The sequence below is a fragment of the Microbulbifer variabilis genome, assembly GCF_052467165.1.
The window spans coordinates 4,483,952-4,501,032 of record NZ_CP174301.1 but is presented as its reverse complement, the minus strand read 5'-3'; the positions used below and the strand labels follow the sequence as shown (position 1 = coordinate 4,501,032).

Here is a 17,081-nt window from a genome sequence, read left to right as displayed (position 1 = left end):
GCGGAGCTAGTCTCTATTTGGCTAGTAAGGCCAATATACCCGCCGCCTTCAGCTCACCCTATTATGAGTCAATTTTACGCGCAATAATGAAAACTACCATATTATGCATTCCATGTTGCCATTGAACTTCAATGGTAAAACCAGCGTCTTGAATTTCTTTCGCTAATTTTACTTTTGTTAGGATGAAGACATCGGGCATTATGCCCATGAATTTTCCCAGAGGTGCTAAGAGCTTAATAAACCGTATATAGGAATTGCCCATACAAACGGTACTACTCACGAAAACACCACCAGGCTTGAGGATTCTAGCAGCTTCTGCCAAAACATCTTTTCTATCTGGTAGTAAGTGAATAACATTTAAACCCAATACTGCATCAAAACTCTCAGACTCAGCATTGAATTCGGTTAACGTACCTCTGGTAAATCTAATATTATCGATGCAGGCTTCCCTGGCCTTAGTTCGACCAATCTCAAGCATGTTTTCAGATATATCTACCGCTTCAATATGTTGCACATACGGAGCGTGGTAAATCGCCGTAGTCCCTGTTCCGCAGCCAAACTCCAAAATATTCATATCGGGCGTAAAGAATTTTTGGGTATCTGAGAGCTTCTTCTGATAACTTGCCTCGTCAGAAATAGGGCTCCTAGCATACTCCTCTGCTTTTCTATCCCAGAACTTATCAGACCTAGTCATATCAGTTCCTATATAAACGCCAAGGCGTTATCGACGCTGTTTATTTACTCCCTGATTCATAAAGCCTCAAGCTGCGGACCGAAGCGTCCGAAAGCCTTAATATTTTATATTTCTAAAACCCATTAAGGACACCCCACAACTTATCCCAGCGTTCAAGCTTTTCATCGGCACTCAAGAGTCTTGGCTGAATTTGAATAGGATTGCCAAGTTGATTCACGCCTTCCAATAAATTGGAATTTACTGCCCCGCGAAGCTGACCATGTATATTGCAGCCTACGGCTAGTAGTTCATTACAAGCTTTGCAATGGTAGAAATTAGCAAGCTGATCACCATTTTGTTTGGTTGAAATCCCATCACCAATGAAAGCCACTGACATATTCGGATCACTTATAATAAGTGACGGGTTGGCTTGGCAATAATTACAATCGCAAACGCGCGGATTCAAACCTTCGAGCGGTCCAGCTAACTGAACTTCAACCCGCCAACGGTTACATTTACACGATCCCTTAAAGAGCATAATAATTAGTGCCAATTACGATGAAAGATACGCTTGCCTCAATTGCCGGAGGCTACTGGCGCATTTCTTGCCGGTATTGTGGCAAAAAAACGTGACAGCAACCGGGGATCAGATTGCAGGTATTTGGTACGCCCAGCATAGGCGTGAACTAATAGGGTGAAACTTCCCTGTAGGAAGATCACCATTTAATGGCATTCCATTAAATGCTAACTACCAGCGAATGGCAACTGCAACACGGTGAGATCTTAGGGGGAGGGGGCCGCTGGCAAAACTACGAATTGACAAACAGCAATATCATTTAATGCTTGGCCCACAGGGGAGGTGGCCAAGGACGCCGAAACCGTGCGATTTAATGGGTAGAGTAAATGATGCAGTTCTGTAGTGAAAGCCATATCCATGTTTGCCGACAAACGAGGTTAAGAGAGACTCGCCAGAAAGCCACTCAAATTCATCTGGATCTACAAGGGCTGATGCAGATGAACTAAATGCCTTGCGACATCGAGAGCAATGGCAAGATTTTGAATCTCGAAGTTTTCCATTTACTCTATATTGAATGTCTCCGCAGAAATATTCTCCCGTTATAGGCATAAATTCTTCCATGATTCTTAACGCCGCCAGCACAGGCCGGAGCGCGTAGTGCGGAGGTTCACCCCAAAAAGTGAGCGATTATGCCTAGCTTTGTTATGATTGATTAAACACAACCTTCCGCCAATATTAATTGACTATTTGTTGTGTTGTGGCGTATCTCAAATAGATCCTGTGCTTCTGGATCAGCTAAAAACTCTTTTGCTTTTTCAGTTGATGGAAACTCCAATATCACCAACCTCTCCGGAATCCAATTACCTTCCATTTTTTCTGGAACTACTCCTTTTACAATGTATCTGCCGCCATGCTTTTCAATAAATACCGGTATTTTTTCAGCGTATTCTAAGAAGCTCTCTAATACTTTAATTGAGAAATCTAAAACCAAATACCCTTTCATTTGCATTTACTCCATAATCTCTTTTGATGCATAACGCCTCAACCAGCCGGTCGCGAAGCGTTCGGCTGGATTAACTTATTGTGTGATATGTTCTCGTACCAGTCGGCACGCGAGTACCGGGCTAGGATTTGTTTCGGTCTGCACTTGGGTGTTGCCTTAGATGATCATAAAGCTCTGGGCGACTCGTAAGCTGATTAAGCAATTCGAAAGGAAGTTGGAGGACTTCGCGAAAACCGATGCCTGGAGGCAGTTCGCGTTATCATCTCCAGTGAAACCGAGGTCCACGCCGGCCTATCGCCTCATTCACCACGCACGAGTAATTGCAGGTCCTCCGGATTCCCTTCGATAAGGCGGCTAAGGGATTCGGCGCGCGAGATCCGACCGTCTCTTAGCGTGTACAGGCTGATTACCTTGATTGTGAGCTGTTGGCCATCTTTCGCCTTCGCGCGCACCAGATGCACATCAGCTATCCGATCGCCCTCGCCAATTACGGAAAGGTAGTCGAACCTGACGGCCGAGTACTCCATACGGAACAAATTGATACGCGAATCGAGTTGCGATCGCCCAATCGTCGTGTCATCGATCTCCTGCACGAAGTCTTCGGTAAAGTAGCGGTCGGTGACCTTAGAATCAGCGTTCGGATCACATACCGCTTTGGCCATCTCATCCAGGAACGCTTCGGCCTGTTCACTATTCATTTTTCGATTCTTCTCCGTTCGCGTCCGATTGTGGTCGAACGCATGGACAGACATCTACCACTGTCTAACGTTAAGGTTGACCGAGCCGTCATGCAGCTCGCAAGAATTTAACAAACTAGGCGAAGCCTATCCCGCGAATTTGATTATAGCGGCTTCGGGCCAGTGCTCAGTTATGCGCAAGTTGGTCCGCCCAAACCTTCGGTAGCCGGTTGGCAGTAAAGACAACCGCTGCCCTGAAAGTCGAAAGTGAGTAATGCACGAGTATTGCACCGGTTCATGATACTCGGGTCAGAATTTCCATGGAATGCGTGTACAACTCTGTTTCTATCAATTCAGAAAGCTCCCCATGCGTCACATGTCTCAAGGTGGAGCGTAGGCTGTACAGCCCAGCCACCGGCTGGGCGATCTTACCTGGCCTGGTTATAGCTGTCGCACATTGAACGACCTGCTTAGAGCGATTTCATTTATGTGACGTTTTGTCTTCGCGCCGGCGCATGCTAAGTATTGATGTATGAACTTAATCCCCTCCTATACCTCCATTGGAGGTAGGGTAGGCATCTTGGCTTGGCGCCACGTCAGGCGATTTATAATTTGGACTTGTATCCATTGGTTCCGAAAAATGAATAATCACCAAACCGCCAACCAATGGAAATAGCCAAACCAGGATGCATTGGATGATCTTTTGAGCCCTATGGGAGTAATCAGAACGTATACATCTGTATGAAGCGTAAAGATTAAAAGCTGCTAGCAAAAATAAAGAAAATATCAAACCATATTCTTGGTTCATAGACTATTAACCTTCGTACTTTTAGCAGATTTGGAGCAAAGCGGAAAATTAGATCGACATCAAGTGCATGTTAGCTTTGTTTGCACTTAACTGTTTTATCAATAGCTTCAGACCAGGCTGATTGACTATCAAAGTTCTCAACTAGACCATTGTTAGCTTGGTTGTCGGTGAAAGCACCTATACCATGCTGAATCATGTATTTTGGATGATAGGTCGGTAGCCCTCGTTCACTTAAAGCCTTGCATACCTGCTCATTACTTTCCAAGATCGCATTGATCTCTGATTGTAGAAGAGAAAACTGTTGCTCTGAAAGGCCGCTTAATGTATTCATGCGAAGAACTATGACGCCTTGATGTGATGTTTTATCGCTAACCCTTTTGGTGTCATAAATTCCATAAGTCATAGCAGCGTAATACATTTTTGCTGCATCTGAATAATTTTCAGAGTTTAGGCATGTCTTCATGCCTGCAAATATATCAGCAGGATTTTGATTGGCCTGGAGCTCATTAATATCCACACACGATGCTGGCTTGGATGCTTCTAGGTTTCCATTACTTTGAAAGTTTGTAACATTAGTGTTGTTTGCGCATGACGTAATAGCTATGGATGCCAGTATTGTAAATATTTTATTCATATATTTGATACCTCTTGTGAAGCCACCAGTATTTTAAAAATAATACTGTATTATATCACCTTTAAATATATCCCAAAAATAAAGGATCACTCTAACTAAAAAACATACCAATCAGTGTGTTGGCTAATGGTGACAAAGCTATTTTAGTGGCTATATTAGTTTTCCCCGATCCTTACTGCGATGAAATCGTCTTGTGCTAGCGTGGCGTAAGCACGGAATGTAGGTTATCGAATATGGATCTAATATCATGTTACTCCGCGATCCACTGTTCCAAGTCCTCTACGGGCCTTGGTAAGCGCCCCAAAAGCCACTCCGCGCAAGTTCCGGGTCTGAATTCAGAATCATGGCACTCAATGACCCATGATAATAACTCTTCCGGTCCGCCATTTATGTAAGGAGGTGGAGATACTGGATGAAACGAAGTCGGCAACCTTTCATCCACAGAAAGGTAATTTAGAACATAGCCAAATTCTTGAACAGTATGCCATGCGAACTGGTGAGTTATATCGATCTCAAACTTTACCCACCAGCGACCTATTTCATCTGATCCTTTTACAACAGTACCATGAATCGCAGGAACTTTTTCCAGGAAATCGATCAGCTTTGTAAATGCGCGGTCATCCATAGTGTCCCTTGACAAGGAATTTTAAATAAGCTGAATCATATCACTTGTCATACTTAGGATTACAACCAAATCGTATAAACGACATACTTACCTGATTCGCAGTATAATGTTATGAAAGTGCTTTCTTTAGTTTCTGGTTCAATAGAAAATGAAAGCCAGCCTTCAACTGGCACCAGTATCTTATCCGGAAATTTATCACTTTTTGTTTCCAGGATAGCCTTTTCGAATATGCAATCCCTAAATTCAGACAGATTAATATTATACGTTAATTGCTTTTCTGACTTTATTTTTACTTTTGCCCCACCTTCGATTATATGTTCAATAGATACTCCAATAGAATAATTTATTGAAGATTCTGTATGGGCATCATAGCTGCAAAATAGAACTGTAAGTATTAATAGATTTCTCATAATAGATATAAAATACTAAAATCTGTCTGGCAAAACATAAGACAATGGGATTGCTGGGCGTTGCATTGAGGATGTTTGTTATGTGTTGGTGGGGGCTCTAATACCTTCAGATTCTAATCTAACGCTTAACAATTTCTTTGCTAGTGGGTGTAAATTCGAAGTATTAATTTCTTTAAGTCTACGTCTGCCTAAACGCTTATCCAGTGTTGCTAGGGATTGAATCAATGGATCTTTAGAATCTAGAGCTTCGTCCACTTTAAGATCATGAACGAATTCCCAGCAGGCTTCATAGGCATCTTGTCGAGATAACTCTCCATACTCCACCTCACCATAGGATAGTTTCTGCTTTTCACTTACATGCTCAGGCACATCGGAATCAGTAACCCAGCGATTATCTTTTCTATAGAAATTACCACTCGCTCTATTCCAAAAGGCCCTTGTACAGAAGTTTGCTATGACCTCTTTATCAAGAGTCAACCAGGCATGTCCACATGAACAGTTTCCATAACTGGTACTGTTGATAGAGATACGGCTATCCAGGGATGGAGAAAATTTTTCTTCAACTAGAGATTTGAGCTTGCTCCATTTCATTGGATGATACTCCTAATTGCCAATAACATCTCACGGACAAATGGATTCGAATGCTGTGGCCAATCAAAAATTAGGGTCCGGATAACTACATCCTTCTAAACGAGAACACCAGAACTCTACGCTTTTGTTATAAATTACTTTTATAGGGTTGTCCATTTCTAAATGTTTGATCCATGGAGCATATAGATACTTATTAAGATTAATACCCAGTTGAGAATAAGCTAAGGCTTGAGTAAAGAAGCCTAACGTATACAAACTTAAAATCATTAAAAATAAGATCATAATCTTCTTCATTTGGTTATGATATATATCAGCAGGATTGAAAATCATTAACACTCATAGATGCTATCTACTCGGGGAGCTAAGGACGTCAACATCTGGATAGATCGCGGCTATGCGCGCTCTATCCTTCCTTCCTAGCTATGTCTATTGCTTATCGACTTCGTTTTCCCACTCTTCTTCATAGCCTAAGGCTTCAAGGTGTGCCGAAATGGAGTTCATTAATTTTTCGTTCCAAAATTCAGCTCCTTCATTCCATTGAAGCTTTACTCCGTTATTTTCGTCCTCAATTGATGCATCTACCATAGCCCAAAAGAAACGACAGATATGCTCGGCTTGAGATTTATCTAAAATAATGCCATTTTGAAGGAATTGTAGGCTAAGTTCGTCATCTAACTTCTTTGCGTAGAACTCCGCGTATTCTTTTTCTTCAGGAAACTTATAAGTAATCATGGGAAAGAAACAGATTCTAACCTTTGCGATAGATAGCTATAAATCAATCATTAGACCTTACCGGATTTAAAGATGGTCCCGAAGATTCAGCCTCTTCTATTTCTCGATTAACTAGAGCTAACAAGCGTCCTAAATACATAATATCATCTTGAATTTCTGAGAATTCTTCTTCTTCACATTCTTCTTCAGTTGTTTGGTTTAGAATGCCTTCATATGCCTGAATGGAAGCTCTAATATAGGTAAGACCTTTATAATTAAATGGCATTTTACACCTTTTGTTTCATGTACTTACAAGGTGTTGATGTACAAATCTATGCATGTCCAAGCTTATTACCTTGTGTCATACATAGCTACTATATATAAGATTCATAGTTTCTGCTGGTTCTTTAATCTATTTGACTTTATGGCCGTTTCAACCTCTTTAGCTTCTTTCAATATTTTAGATTTGTTTTTCTCAACAAACTTTCTAATATCTTCCTTACTAATCTGTTTGTCTTTAATCGTCATTTTTTCGATCTCTCATACGGTCAACTTCTGTTGGATTCGTTTGTTTTCCCGATGGTTCTTCTATTGTTGTATCTTTTGATTTCTTTTTCATTTCTTCAGCATGTTTCTTCATCTTTGAGCGGATTTTATTAATTCGATCCTTCTCTTCTTGTGAGAATTTATAGTCACTCATAATTTTTTCATTCCGACTCTTTTTCCGTGATAGATTTCAGGCGCTGAGAATCCTTGGCTTTCGTAATAATCTATTGCACCTTTTACAGGGTCTAAAACCCAAACCTCATCAGCACTAATCAAGTTGGCATAAACAGTAGCTCCAAAAGATAATATTGGAAAGACACCTTCGCCCAAAGGATTTGGTCTTACCGGTGTGGATTCTATAAGATTCATTCTTACCTTTGTGCCATGCTTGGATGCAAAGCCATAACAAAGCCCACAAAGTTGATTCTCATACCAAACTGACATTTCATATCTTTTTGGCTTCTTTTGATATGCATTAAATTCTGGCTCCCAGTCCCAACTGGCTCTCGAAGATCTTAGATTTGCTCCTCTCATCTCTTTCCAAGAGTCAGCCAGTCTTGCTGTCTTCAAACTAATGCCCTTTATTGATGACTGAGGCCATGATTCCTGTGTAATAGACCAAACCTCTTCTCTGAGCGCTTGGTAGTATCCAATAACAGAAGGGTAATTGTGAAAAGTTAAATCTTCCATAGTATTTCCTATACTTAAATCAAAATATTTCCACTATATTCGAAGAGCTATTTTCTCTTAGTTGGTAAGATGCCGCAAAGTTTGATCCAGTTTCTAGATTTACTCGGACAGTTCATGGTGCCCAAGGTGGCTGTCGTCGTAATTTGAACCATGGTTGTATACAACACCAAGCTCTGCTGAAAACATAAGTAGAGTCAAAGCTGGAGCTTATGATTTTCAGCAGGAGCGTCCTGTTAAAGTGGATAACTACCCTTTCCACTGGTCCCTTCGAAACAGCTTCCAATTACGATTAGAGATATTACTTGGAAAATAGTCGTCCCAAGCGGTTGGTAAACATTTTGGTTGACGACGGTTTCTAATCTTTATCGGAATCTCTAGTTAATTTTCCAACGAAGCATAGTATTGCTTCATCTCGTTCTTGGTTTTAGGGTGTCGAAAATACCCCATATGGATCTCCATTAGCTATGAATTGCTAATGGAAACCAAACCCTCTTTTTAATAATAGATTTCTATAGTTCATGCTTTCCTGCCAAAGAGCTTAAATAGTGTGCTCAACTGAAGCTGCATCATATCACTTGTCGATCAATGCCAAAATGGCAAACAACTATACTCAGAGCGGATATATCAATCGGTAAGTTAGCCAGTACAGGTGAAAAATCACCAATGCATAGATAGGAACATGCGTACCGATTAACCAGGATTTTAAGTACTTTATAAAAATGGCATGGCGACTAAAAGTGAACAACTCTCCATGTCTCACTGCAATACTTTCAAGCCTTAGGCTATTTGGATCTTTTCTATCGACACAAGAATGACACACGGAGTGGTGGTTTTATGATTAATTGCTTTTATTTCTCATGTGAAAGCGAGTAAAGAGTAACCACCTAAACCATCACTCTTATGGATAACGCAAATTATATAAGCTGAGGAGCATAAAAATATAGGCACAAAAATGATCTTATTGGATTTTATTCAGTTTGTTTTAGTGTCAAAGCTGCGTAAAATCGATTGATATTTGTTGATATTGGCCGGAATTGGGTGGCCTTTTGAAGGCCGATGACCAAAGACCAAAGGGATTCGAGAGAATCAAGACATCTAAGATTTTTCTAAAGAACCATCTTCTCACAGGAGAACGGTAGCGTGACGTAAGAGACAGTAAAAGGCGCTGACCCAAGGTGCAGCAACACCAGGGGCCAGCTGACCAAATTGATAAACCACCTATCAAAATGGCTATATGGATCATACGCTAGAAACCCGCTCGTCTTCAATAAAGTGGAGAACATTCAGCGGCTTGGTGCGATTCCCCAAGCTCTGGGAGCGTATTGCCTGCCTTTTCTTCTTCTATGCCTACCGTTCTCGCGCACCACCCCGTATTTCCTCACAACGTTACTTTCTCAGCCTTCCATCAGAGAAGGTCTATCCATGGTTTGAGTATCAGTAGGAACTAACTATGTTGATCTTAAAGCGCCGGACTGGTGAAAACTTAAGGATTGGAGCCAATGTCTCCATCACGGTATTGGAAGTTAAGGGTAATCAGGTGAAGATAGGAATACGTGCTCCTAAATCTTTACCCGTTCACCGTGAAGAAATATTTATACGTCTACAAAAGGAATATGCTCTAAGGAATGGAAATTGATGAAAACCTAGTTATAAACATGGAAGGCATGTTTTAGGGGTGGCTATACCATAGCTTAAGCCCCCCTAGTCGTATATTTGACAGCGGGTACAATACTCATGTGTAGATTCATTGGTTTTTTTGGGGGGGTAAGAAATTGTGTGGAACAGCTCGTCTAGTAATGCAATAGAATCTAAAGTATCGGTATGTATCCTTTTTTTATGAGTGAATCCCCATAAGCTCTTACAATTTTTTTTGTATTTCTAATAAATTTTGATAAGTATAATAAACCAAGATGCTCATATATTCATTTACTTCTAAGCAGAGGCTAGCACTTTAAAGAATTTAAATCACCTTATATATAGGTAAATAATAGATTACTTCGAAATATAGTTTCAGTTTATGTAAATAATTTAAAAATAGATTTTCTGCATGTATCATGTTCCTTGCCAATTCCTAAGGTAAATATTTTAAGAGTGTCATCTATATCTACTTGATCTTGCGCTTTCTATTAGTTCAACGAGTTTCTCTATTGATAGACATCTTCCCCTCAAATGTATCACTGCATGGCAGTTTGGACATATTGGAATCAAGTCAGTTTTAGGGTTAATAATTTTTCTTTTTTTTACTTCTGACAAAGGTTTAATGTGATGAACATGAATAAACCCTTCAGCATAATTTCCATATATTTCTTTAAAACTAACTTTACAAGCAAAGCATCTCGATCCATGGTGGTTTATACACTCTTTTCGTGCTTTTGAATTTCTTTCATGGGAGTTTACGTATATTTTCTTAGTTTCTCCTTCTTCAAAACTCTGAGGGTGTAGTATTTCTTCAGGAAGCTTAAAACTATCGTTGTTTTTGTTATATGCTTTTGTTATTGCGAGCAAATATGATTTGTTGAATGATTTGGTATAATCACTTGTTTTGAAAGACTGCTTAATATTGAAGTCTCTTATAAATTTGTTGATTTCTTGATGTGATATATTACGTACTTCACCTGTAGATGGTGTTAGCTTTATTCCTTCTTGGGTTACCTTGTAAGAAAATTTTTTCTTTTGAGTCATTGTAACCCAGCCTTCTTCTTGCATTGAGGTTGCAAAAGATAGGAAATCATCTACTGAGAAATTTATTTTTTTCATTCTGATCTCCTAGCTTATGAAAGTCCTAACGTTAACATAATCGATCAACGAAACAGTACGATGCCTACCCGTCGGATATCCGTAGAAGAGGAAAACTCCGCTATGTTTATTATGACTTGCCATATAGGATAAGAGAGTAATCACCATTTGTGCTTTTATATGCTTTTCCCAGCCTGGAAAAGCCAAATTTTCTAAACAGGTGATGCATAGGAGTATTATTTTCACGAGTAGTAGCGAAACAGGTGCTTTCAGAGAGGCTCTCTAGAATAGCTTTCATTAATAAGTTACTGTAGCCTTTACCTCGGGCAGATTCCGTCACATATAACCAACTAAGCTCATATTTGTAAAGACTCTGCCCCAGAGCATTTGATTTTCCAAAAACACTAGCTTTATAGCTGCTATTTGGATTTTTAAGAGCTCCAACAGCGACACAGTTATTATCTTTGATAAAGATAAGCTTCTCAGCTTTATAAATTCGCTGTTTTAGTCCTTCAGTCGAAACTTCACCACCTTCGAAAATTAATTTTTCAAATATCTCTAGCTCAGATTCACTGCAATCTTCGGGCGTTTTAATAATCTGTTGTATACTCATGTCTCATCTAGCCTAGATCAGAAGTGCCGTAGGCGCACCTGGTTTATTTGTTAAGCCTGTTCTTCAATATCATCTGTTGTTTCATACAAGCCAGGGTGAGTTCCATCAATAATTGAACTTAATGAGCTGCGTAGTGAGTCATATTTTGGATTTGTGTGGAAATCATCACTTCTTAGATGGCTAAATAAATTGTAAGGCTTATCTTTTGATGGGTTCTCATCTAGGTAAAACCCTTCAAAATCTGGTTTGTGCATGACCGTCTTTACTCTGCCAGAAGCCAAATTGGCTGCTTTTCTTATATTGTGATTAATTGTCCACATTCCATTATTTGAACCATCAGCTTTATACTTGGCATCTAAGTCATGAATGGCGATTGCAGAAGCGGCAAACTGGTCAAATATTTTTATGAATGTAGGTATATTTGCTTTTCCTCTGCAATTTATTACGCAATAAGAATTCTCCAGTGATTCACTTTCTATGAGATATTGATATGCTAAGTATTCGGTATCTCCCTCAACCAATATTGAATTTTCATAAAAGAAAAACTCATTTACAGTTGGGCAGCACTTATTAAGCATTTTTAGATTGTCTTTTTCCTCATCGGTGAAGTTTGCTTTGTCAGTTTGAAAATAATAAATTCCAGTGGCGGTGTCTGATACTCTTATGAGAGTGGTATGATCTTGAGTCAAGTCAATAAATATAGGTGAGTGTGTAGTACATATTATTTGCCATCCATCAACCTCAGCAAGTGCACAAATTGCTTTTCTAGCAGCTCGGATAATTGATGGGTGCATATTGATTTCAGGTTCATCAAGAAGCAACACTTTTGGAGCTTGATCATCTACAACTTTGCTTCCTTTTTTAAACTTACCTTCGCTACATAGTGCACTTATCGCAGACCATAAAAATGCTCTTTGGATACCTGTTCCCTGGTGTTCCAGAGAAGAAGATCTTCCATTTGCTTTTATGTAGAATTTACTTCCATCTTTTATTGCATCTTCGGCTTTAAATTTTCCGACGCCGGTCTCAAAGTCAACATTTACATCTGCAAATAGCTTTCTCAGTTCCTCTTCGATTTTGCTGTTGATCGGGTTGATTTCAGAAGAAATCTCAGCCTCTACTTCTTTTGCCAGTTTATTAATTTCCGTGATAATTCCAGTAAGCTTACTTTTATCGTCTTTCAACTTCCTTGCAGCATTTTTGGAAGCTAGGTCTTTCACGACTTTCTCTAAAGCCTCATATCCATCATTTGGATTGACTCTTATTGGCGTTGGCAATCTACTTTGGAGAATAGTATTCCATCCCCCTGCACCGCCTTCTTTCCAGTCGTTAGTTTGATTACTAAAGCTATGCTTAACTCCTTTTTCATCAGGAGTTGACCACCTAATCTGGAATTTTGCACAACGACCAAAACCAGGATCGTTTTCTAAAATCCACTCTTGACCAATTGAATCAATGTCAGCATCGGTTATATCTGTAAAAATACCTGTGATCTTAATAATATTGTTTGGATTTCTATTATGAAAATAATCAAGTGTTAAAGAAGATCCCATAGATACATAGGCTTCATAGGCATCTAGGATTGTTGACTTGCAGCTATTATTAGGTCCAATCAAAACAACTATGTTATCAATTAGTATTTTGATTTCTTCATTTATTCCTTTGAAATTTGAAACAAGTAACGCAGCTAATTTCATTGAACTTTCCCTGTTTTATGAGGTGCTTGATCGCATATGTAGAAATATGCTTGTATCATATCATTAAGAGTAAGAAATCACCGCAGCGAAAGTAAATTATTAAATCGAGTCATAAACATTGTCGTAGCAAATTTTCAGATGATATAAGTATCTACTTTAAATGTAGCTAACTTATTTATTTTGATTAAGGTTATTGGCCAATAAAATTTAGTAACTTATCGTATGTACTGCCGTAAGTGTATAAAGCTATTCTTGATATTTGGATTTAGAAATACAGGAAAATCAAGTTTTGCTCTAAATCTCTAAGCTATAAAGGAAAAACATGTAGTGGGTGTTTACTAAAATAATTTGTTCGGTTGGAGAGCTTTATATATTTTGGGCTAGCAAGTTTCCAAATGGACATTATTGTATTGGCCGTGCCTAGCCTCAAGCACTAGACGAAAACAACGCCGCCACCGCCAACAAAGTAGCCACCCAAATCCCACAAAGAATTTTCCAGAAAAGGGAAGCATCTCCCTTCTCAGTAGGATCTTCCCTTAGGTAATCCGGGTTGGGATTAGCGAGGTCGCGCATAAATTCCGTTAGGGTGGAGTAGCGCTGTTCCAGGTCGATACTGCATCCGCGCTCCAGGGCGCGGTCGAACCAGATGGGGACTACCGGATTAAACTGACTGGCGGTGCGGTAGCGCAGGCGTTCGAAGTCGGCGTGGGAGCGGCAGTTTTCTATTTCCTCGCCGTAGGGCAGTTCTCCGGTAAACATTTCGTAGGCAATGGTGGCGAGGGCGTAGATATCGCCGCGAATACCGCTGTTATGCCCGAGGATATAGTGGGGGTCGGAGTAGCTGGCGGTGCCCAGCGCTTCCGGGTGCTCCAGGGGGCGGAAAATCTCGGCACTGCCGGCTACATAGACTGAGCCGAAGTCGATAATTTTTACCTGCCCGTCGCCGTCGATCATGATATTGGCCGGGCGCAAATCCTGGTGAATGGTTTCCTGATCGTGGAAGGCCTGTAGTCCGGTGGCAATTTCCTTAAGAATACGAAACGCTTCCGCCGGTTTGGGAAAGCGGTTATTGGTGATCCACTGCTCCAGGGTGCTGCCCTGCACATACTCCATCAGGTAATAGAGCGCGGTGCGTGGGCGGGTCTGCCGGTGCAGGCGCACTACTTGGGGGCTGCGAATACGTAGGCCTATCCACTCCTCCTGAATAAAGCGGTCGATATAGTGGATATCGTCCTCGTAATTTACCGAGGGGGTTTTCATTACCAGGATTTCCCCGGTGGCACTGTCGCGCACCAGGTACAGCTGGCTGCGCTGGGAGGAGAATAGCTCCCGTTCTACCTGGTAACCGTCTAGTACCATGCCCGGTTCCAATTCCGGCGGGAAGGGTAGACGAGTAAGCTGGCGGCTGTAATCGTCCAGGGTGGTTTGTGGCAATGCTTTTACCTTCACCACTAATGCGGAGAGGTTATCGTCACTGCCGTTTTCCTCGGCGAGACGCACCAGGGTTTCTGCTGTTTCCTGTTCGCTTAACTGGGTATCTGCCAACAGCTCCCGCAGCAAATCCTGTTTGATAAAGTCGTGCACGCCGTCACTGGTAATCAGCAGCACATCGTCTTTAGCCAGGCTGAGCTGGCCGTAATCCACTTGCAGGCCGGTATCCATTCCCAGCGCGCGGGATAGCATCTGCTGGCGGTGGGCCAGGGTGATGTTGTGGTCTCGGGTGAGGCATTTAAGGTTGTCGCCTCGCAGGTGATAGATGCGGCTGTCACCGATATGAAAGTAGTGGGCGGTGCGGGATTTAAAAACCAGGGCAGAGAAGGTGCAGAGGAAGCCCTTTTCCTGTTGGGGAAAGTCGTGGCTCTTGCGGTATAACTTGCTGTTAATGGAGGCGAGAATTTTCTGTCCGGCGTGGGCGACAGACCAGGTATCCGGCACCTTGTAATAGTCCCGCACAAACTGCTCGGTGGCGGTGTGGCTGGCGAGTGCGCCGGCTTCGGCGGAGCTGACTCCGTCCGCCAGTGCGGCTACCGCGCCCAGGTATTCCTGCAAGTGCGGGTTGTCTGGCCAGTGGTAGATTGCGGCATCTTCGTTCTGCGGTTTGATGCCGGCACTGGTGCAGAGGCCGTGGCTCAATCGCGGTGTCTGGGCTTCGGGGTTTGCCTCGGTTTCTGTTTGCACCCCGGAATTGGTTTCGCTCACAGCTTTCTCCACTCTCTTTTCGTCCCCTCAGACCAACGGCGAAAAACAAAGAAGGGCCATTGGCCCTCCTTTGCGTTTGTTGCTTGATAACAGCTTTCCGATCACTCCACGCTGATCAGCTGTACTGTGCCATCCGGTAGCACTTCGGCGATATTGCCTTTGGGCTCTTCCAGGAACAGGCAGGCGAAGAAGATCACCGCTGCTGCGCCGCAGATAATCAGGAAGAACTGGCTGTAGCTGACATAAGACAGGGCGGTAAGGAAAGTAACCGCACCCACGTTGCCGTAGGCTCCGGCCATACCGGCGATCTGCCCGGTCATGCGACGCTTCACCAGGGGTACGACGGCGAATACGGCACCCTCACCGGCCTGCACGAAGAAAGAACAGCACATGGTGGCCACTACCGCAGCGGGAATCCACCAGCCGCCGTTGATCTGGCTCAGTACAAAGTAACCCACTGCCAGGCCGCCGATCAGGAACATCAGGCTGCGGCGGCGTCCCAGTTTGTCAGAGAAGTATCCACCGGTTGGGCGAGCCACCAGGTTCATAAAGGCGAAGCCAGAGGCGAGCAGGCCGGCCTTCACCGGGCTCAATCCTTCAAAGGTTTCCAGGAAGAACAGGGGCAGCATAGAAACCACGGCCAGCTCTGAGCCGAAGGTGACGAAGTAGGCCAGGTCGAGGATGGCTACCTGCTTGAAGTTGTATTTCTCCAGCTCGGGCACGCCTTCGCGCAGGTGGTCTTTGTTTACATTCCAGATCATACGGGTCTGGAAGGCGAACAGTACTACCAGCAGTCCCCACATCACGTAGGTGGCATTCTGGCTCAGCAGGGCTACGCCGTTGGGAGACAGTTTGTAAGCCAGCGCTGCCAGTGCCAGGTACATGGGCACATTCATCAGCAGGTAGAAGTAGAAATCCCGCTTGCTGGTCACTTCCAAGCCGCCGCTCTTTTTCGGTTTGAAGTAAGTGGAACCTTTAGGAGTGTTACGGGCAACGCGGTAGTAGATGATGCCGTACAGGCCGGCGATGATGCCGGTGAGGCCCAGGGCATAGCGCCAGCCGTCTTCACCGCCGAACAGCAGGGCGATGGTGGGCAGGGTCATGGCACCGGCAGCAGAACCGAAATTCCCCCAGCCGCCGTAAACACCTTCTGCCAGTCCCACTTGTTTGGCTGGGAACCATTCACCCACCATGCGGATACCAATTACAAAGCCGGCACCCACAAATCCCAGCAGGAAGCGGAACAGGGCTAGGGATTCATAACTGTCTGCGGTGGCGAAGCCCAAACAGATTAAAGATGAGGTCATCAGCAGCCCGCTGTACACCAGGCGCGGCCCCAATTTATCCACCAGCATACCGATAATGATACGGGCGGGGATGGTGAGTGCCACGTTGAGGATTAACAGGGCTTTTACTTGCTGGCTGGTGAGGTCGAACGCTTCCTTGATAAAGACCATCAGCGGAGCGTGGGAGAACCACACCACGAAAGTCAGGAAAAACGCAAACCAGGTAACGTGCAGCGTCTTTATTTTGGGATCGCCCCAATTAAATAAATTGAGGCCGCTGGATTGACTCATGACTATTTTCTCCGGCTTCTCAGAAATTTAGAGGTGGATAGGGTCATGGCCGATAGTATTTGAGCAGCGCTATAGGAAAAGCGCGCAAAAGGGGTAGTCGGGATAGGGGCTGATATCCGAATAGTATGGAGTAACCCCTTTGGATTAGTCCTGTGGAGTGGCGAGCATCGTGAATATCTTGCTAACTACCCCATGGTGAGTAGTAGCGAAAAATTGTCTTATCACCGAAAGGTTTTTGGGAGTAATTGTCGGCCTTAGGGTTTTTGTGCATCTTGCAAGCAGGTGTCTTCGAACAATCATGCAAACGTTACTGTATTTTTACTGCTTCTGTCTGTGAAGGGAGTAACTACCGTTCGGGGTATCGGCGTGATGGC

General features: G+C 42.9%; 20 protein-coding genes. 1 reads left to right on the top strand and 19 read right to left on the bottom strand.

All coding sequences use genetic code 11. The features are described 5' to 3' along the window. Window positions 1-61 precede the first annotated feature (61 nt). The 14 genes from ACJJIP_RS20045 to ACJJIP_RS19980 all read right to left on the bottom strand — a co-directional run bounded on the left by ACJJIP_RS20045 (window position 62) and on the right by ACJJIP_RS19980 (window position 7,885). Window positions 62-694: a class I SAM-dependent methyltransferase gene (locus ACJJIP_RS20045; protein WP_020413744.1), complete on the bottom strand. Its 633-nt coding sequence runs from the start codon at window positions 692-694 to the stop codon at window positions 62-64. 112 nt (window positions 695-806) lie between these two features. After that, the gene (locus tag ACJJIP_RS20040) at window positions 807-1,070 is read right to left on the bottom strand and encodes a hypothetical protein (protein WP_444945859.1); all 264 of its coding nucleotides are present in this window, start codon (window positions 1,068-1,070) and stop codon (window positions 807-809) included. A 435-nt stretch (window positions 1,071-1,505) separates the two neighbouring features. Further along, on the bottom strand, window positions 1,506-1,799 hold the full coding sequence (locus tag ACJJIP_RS20035) for a GFA family protein (RefSeq protein WP_444946942.1): 294 nt from the start codon (window positions 1,797-1,799) through the stop codon (window positions 1,506-1,508). A 103-nt stretch (window positions 1,800-1,902) separates the two neighbouring features. Then, the gene (locus tag ACJJIP_RS20030) at window positions 1,903-2,193 is read right to left on the bottom strand and encodes a DUF1330 domain-containing protein (RefSeq protein ID WP_444945858.1); all 291 of its coding nucleotides are present in this window, start codon (window positions 2,191-2,193) and stop codon (window positions 1,903-1,905) included. Window positions 2,194-2,492: 299 nt separating this feature from the next. After that, window positions 2,493-2,891: a nuclear transport factor 2 family protein gene (locus ACJJIP_RS20025; protein WP_020413740.1), complete on the bottom strand. Its 399-nt coding sequence runs from the start codon at window positions 2,889-2,891 to the stop codon at window positions 2,493-2,495. An 857-nt stretch (window positions 2,892-3,748) separates the two neighbouring features. Beyond that, on the bottom strand, window positions 3,749-4,312 hold the full coding sequence (locus tag ACJJIP_RS20020; protein ID WP_020413739.1) for a hypothetical protein: 564 nt from the start codon (window positions 4,310-4,312) through the stop codon (window positions 3,749-3,751). Between the two features lie 250 nt (window positions 4,313-4,562). Next, window positions 4,563-4,937, bottom strand: coding sequence for a hypothetical protein (locus tag ACJJIP_RS20015; protein WP_444945857.1), 375 nt, complete (start codon window positions 4,935-4,937; stop codon window positions 4,563-4,565). 59 nt (window positions 4,938-4,996) lie between these two features. Continuing rightward, the gene (locus tag ACJJIP_RS20010) at window positions 4,997-5,347 is read right to left on the bottom strand and encodes a hypothetical protein (protein ID WP_444945856.1); all 351 of its coding nucleotides are present in this window, start codon (window positions 5,345-5,347) and stop codon (window positions 4,997-4,999) included. A gap of 78 nt (window positions 5,348-5,425) precedes the next feature. Beyond that, complete coding sequence (locus tag ACJJIP_RS20005) at window positions 5,426-5,938, bottom strand: SF0329 family protein (RefSeq protein ID WP_444945855.1); 513 nt, start codon at window positions 5,936-5,938, stop codon at window positions 5,426-5,428. A gap of 426 nt (window positions 5,939-6,364) precedes the next feature. Then, on the bottom strand, window positions 6,365-6,670 hold the full coding sequence (locus tag ACJJIP_RS20000) for a hypothetical protein (protein WP_444945854.1): 306 nt from the start codon (window positions 6,668-6,670) through the stop codon (window positions 6,365-6,367). Between the two features lie 43 nt (window positions 6,671-6,713). Next, complete coding sequence (locus tag ACJJIP_RS19995; protein ID WP_444945853.1) at window positions 6,714-6,935, bottom strand: hypothetical protein; 222 nt, start codon at window positions 6,933-6,935, stop codon at window positions 6,714-6,716. Between the two features lie 101 nt (window positions 6,936-7,036). Beyond that, window positions 7,037-7,177, bottom strand: a complete 141-nt coding sequence (locus ACJJIP_RS19990; RefSeq protein ID WP_444887732.1) for a hypothetical protein — start codon at window positions 7,175-7,177, stop codon at window positions 7,037-7,039. Then, complete coding sequence (locus tag ACJJIP_RS19985) at window positions 7,167-7,349, bottom strand: hypothetical protein (RefSeq protein ID WP_444945852.1); 183 nt, start codon at window positions 7,347-7,349, stop codon at window positions 7,167-7,169. Before ACJJIP_RS19985 ends, ACJJIP_RS19990 begins: the two co-directional genes overlap by 11 nt. Then, window positions 7,346-7,885, bottom strand: a complete 540-nt coding sequence (locus tag ACJJIP_RS19980) for a hypothetical protein (RefSeq protein WP_152450519.1) — start codon at window positions 7,883-7,885, stop codon at window positions 7,346-7,348. The genes ACJJIP_RS19985 and ACJJIP_RS19980 overlap by 4 nt, the downstream gene beginning before the upstream one ends. Before the next feature lie 1,450 nt (window positions 7,886-9,335). Between ACJJIP_RS19980 and csrA the strand changes: the two genes are divergently transcribed. Beyond that, complete coding sequence (gene csrA / locus ACJJIP_RS19975; protein WP_444945851.1) at window positions 9,336-9,521, top strand: carbon storage regulator CsrA; 186 nt, start codon at window positions 9,336-9,338, stop codon at window positions 9,519-9,521. 458 nt (window positions 9,522-9,979) lie between these two features. On the opposite strand, the gene ACJJIP_RS19970 is transcribed toward csrA, so the two are convergent. The 5 genes from ACJJIP_RS19970 to ACJJIP_RS19950 form a co-directional block, all read right to left on the bottom strand. Beyond that, complete coding sequence (locus tag ACJJIP_RS19970) at window positions 9,980-10,642, bottom strand: HNH endonuclease (protein WP_020413732.1); 663 nt, start codon at window positions 10,640-10,642, stop codon at window positions 9,980-9,982. A 109-nt stretch (window positions 10,643-10,751) separates the two neighbouring features. Beyond that, complete coding sequence (locus ACJJIP_RS19965) at window positions 10,752-11,234, bottom strand: GNAT family N-acetyltransferase (protein WP_444945850.1); 483 nt, start codon at window positions 11,232-11,234, stop codon at window positions 10,752-10,754. Between the two features lie 50 nt (window positions 11,235-11,284). Continuing rightward, window positions 11,285-12,931 carry an ATP-dependent nuclease gene (locus ACJJIP_RS19960; protein ID WP_444945849.1) on the bottom strand — a complete coding sequence of 549 codons (1,647 nt, stop codon included), beginning with the start codon at window positions 12,929-12,931 and terminating at the stop codon, window positions 11,285-11,287. 426 nt (window positions 12,932-13,357) lie between these two features. Further along, window positions 13,358-15,130 (bottom strand): bifunctional protein-serine/threonine kinase/phosphatase, encoded by a 1,773-nt coding sequence (locus ACJJIP_RS19955; RefSeq protein WP_444945848.1) that lies wholly within the window; start codon window positions 15,128-15,130, stop codon window positions 13,358-13,360. A gap of 101 nt (window positions 15,131-15,231) precedes the next feature. After that, entirely contained in the window at window positions 15,232-16,707 is a 1,476-nt protein-coding gene (locus ACJJIP_RS19950; protein WP_444945847.1) for a NarK family nitrate/nitrite MFS transporter, read from the bottom strand. Window positions 16,708-17,081: the final 374 nt, after the last annotated feature.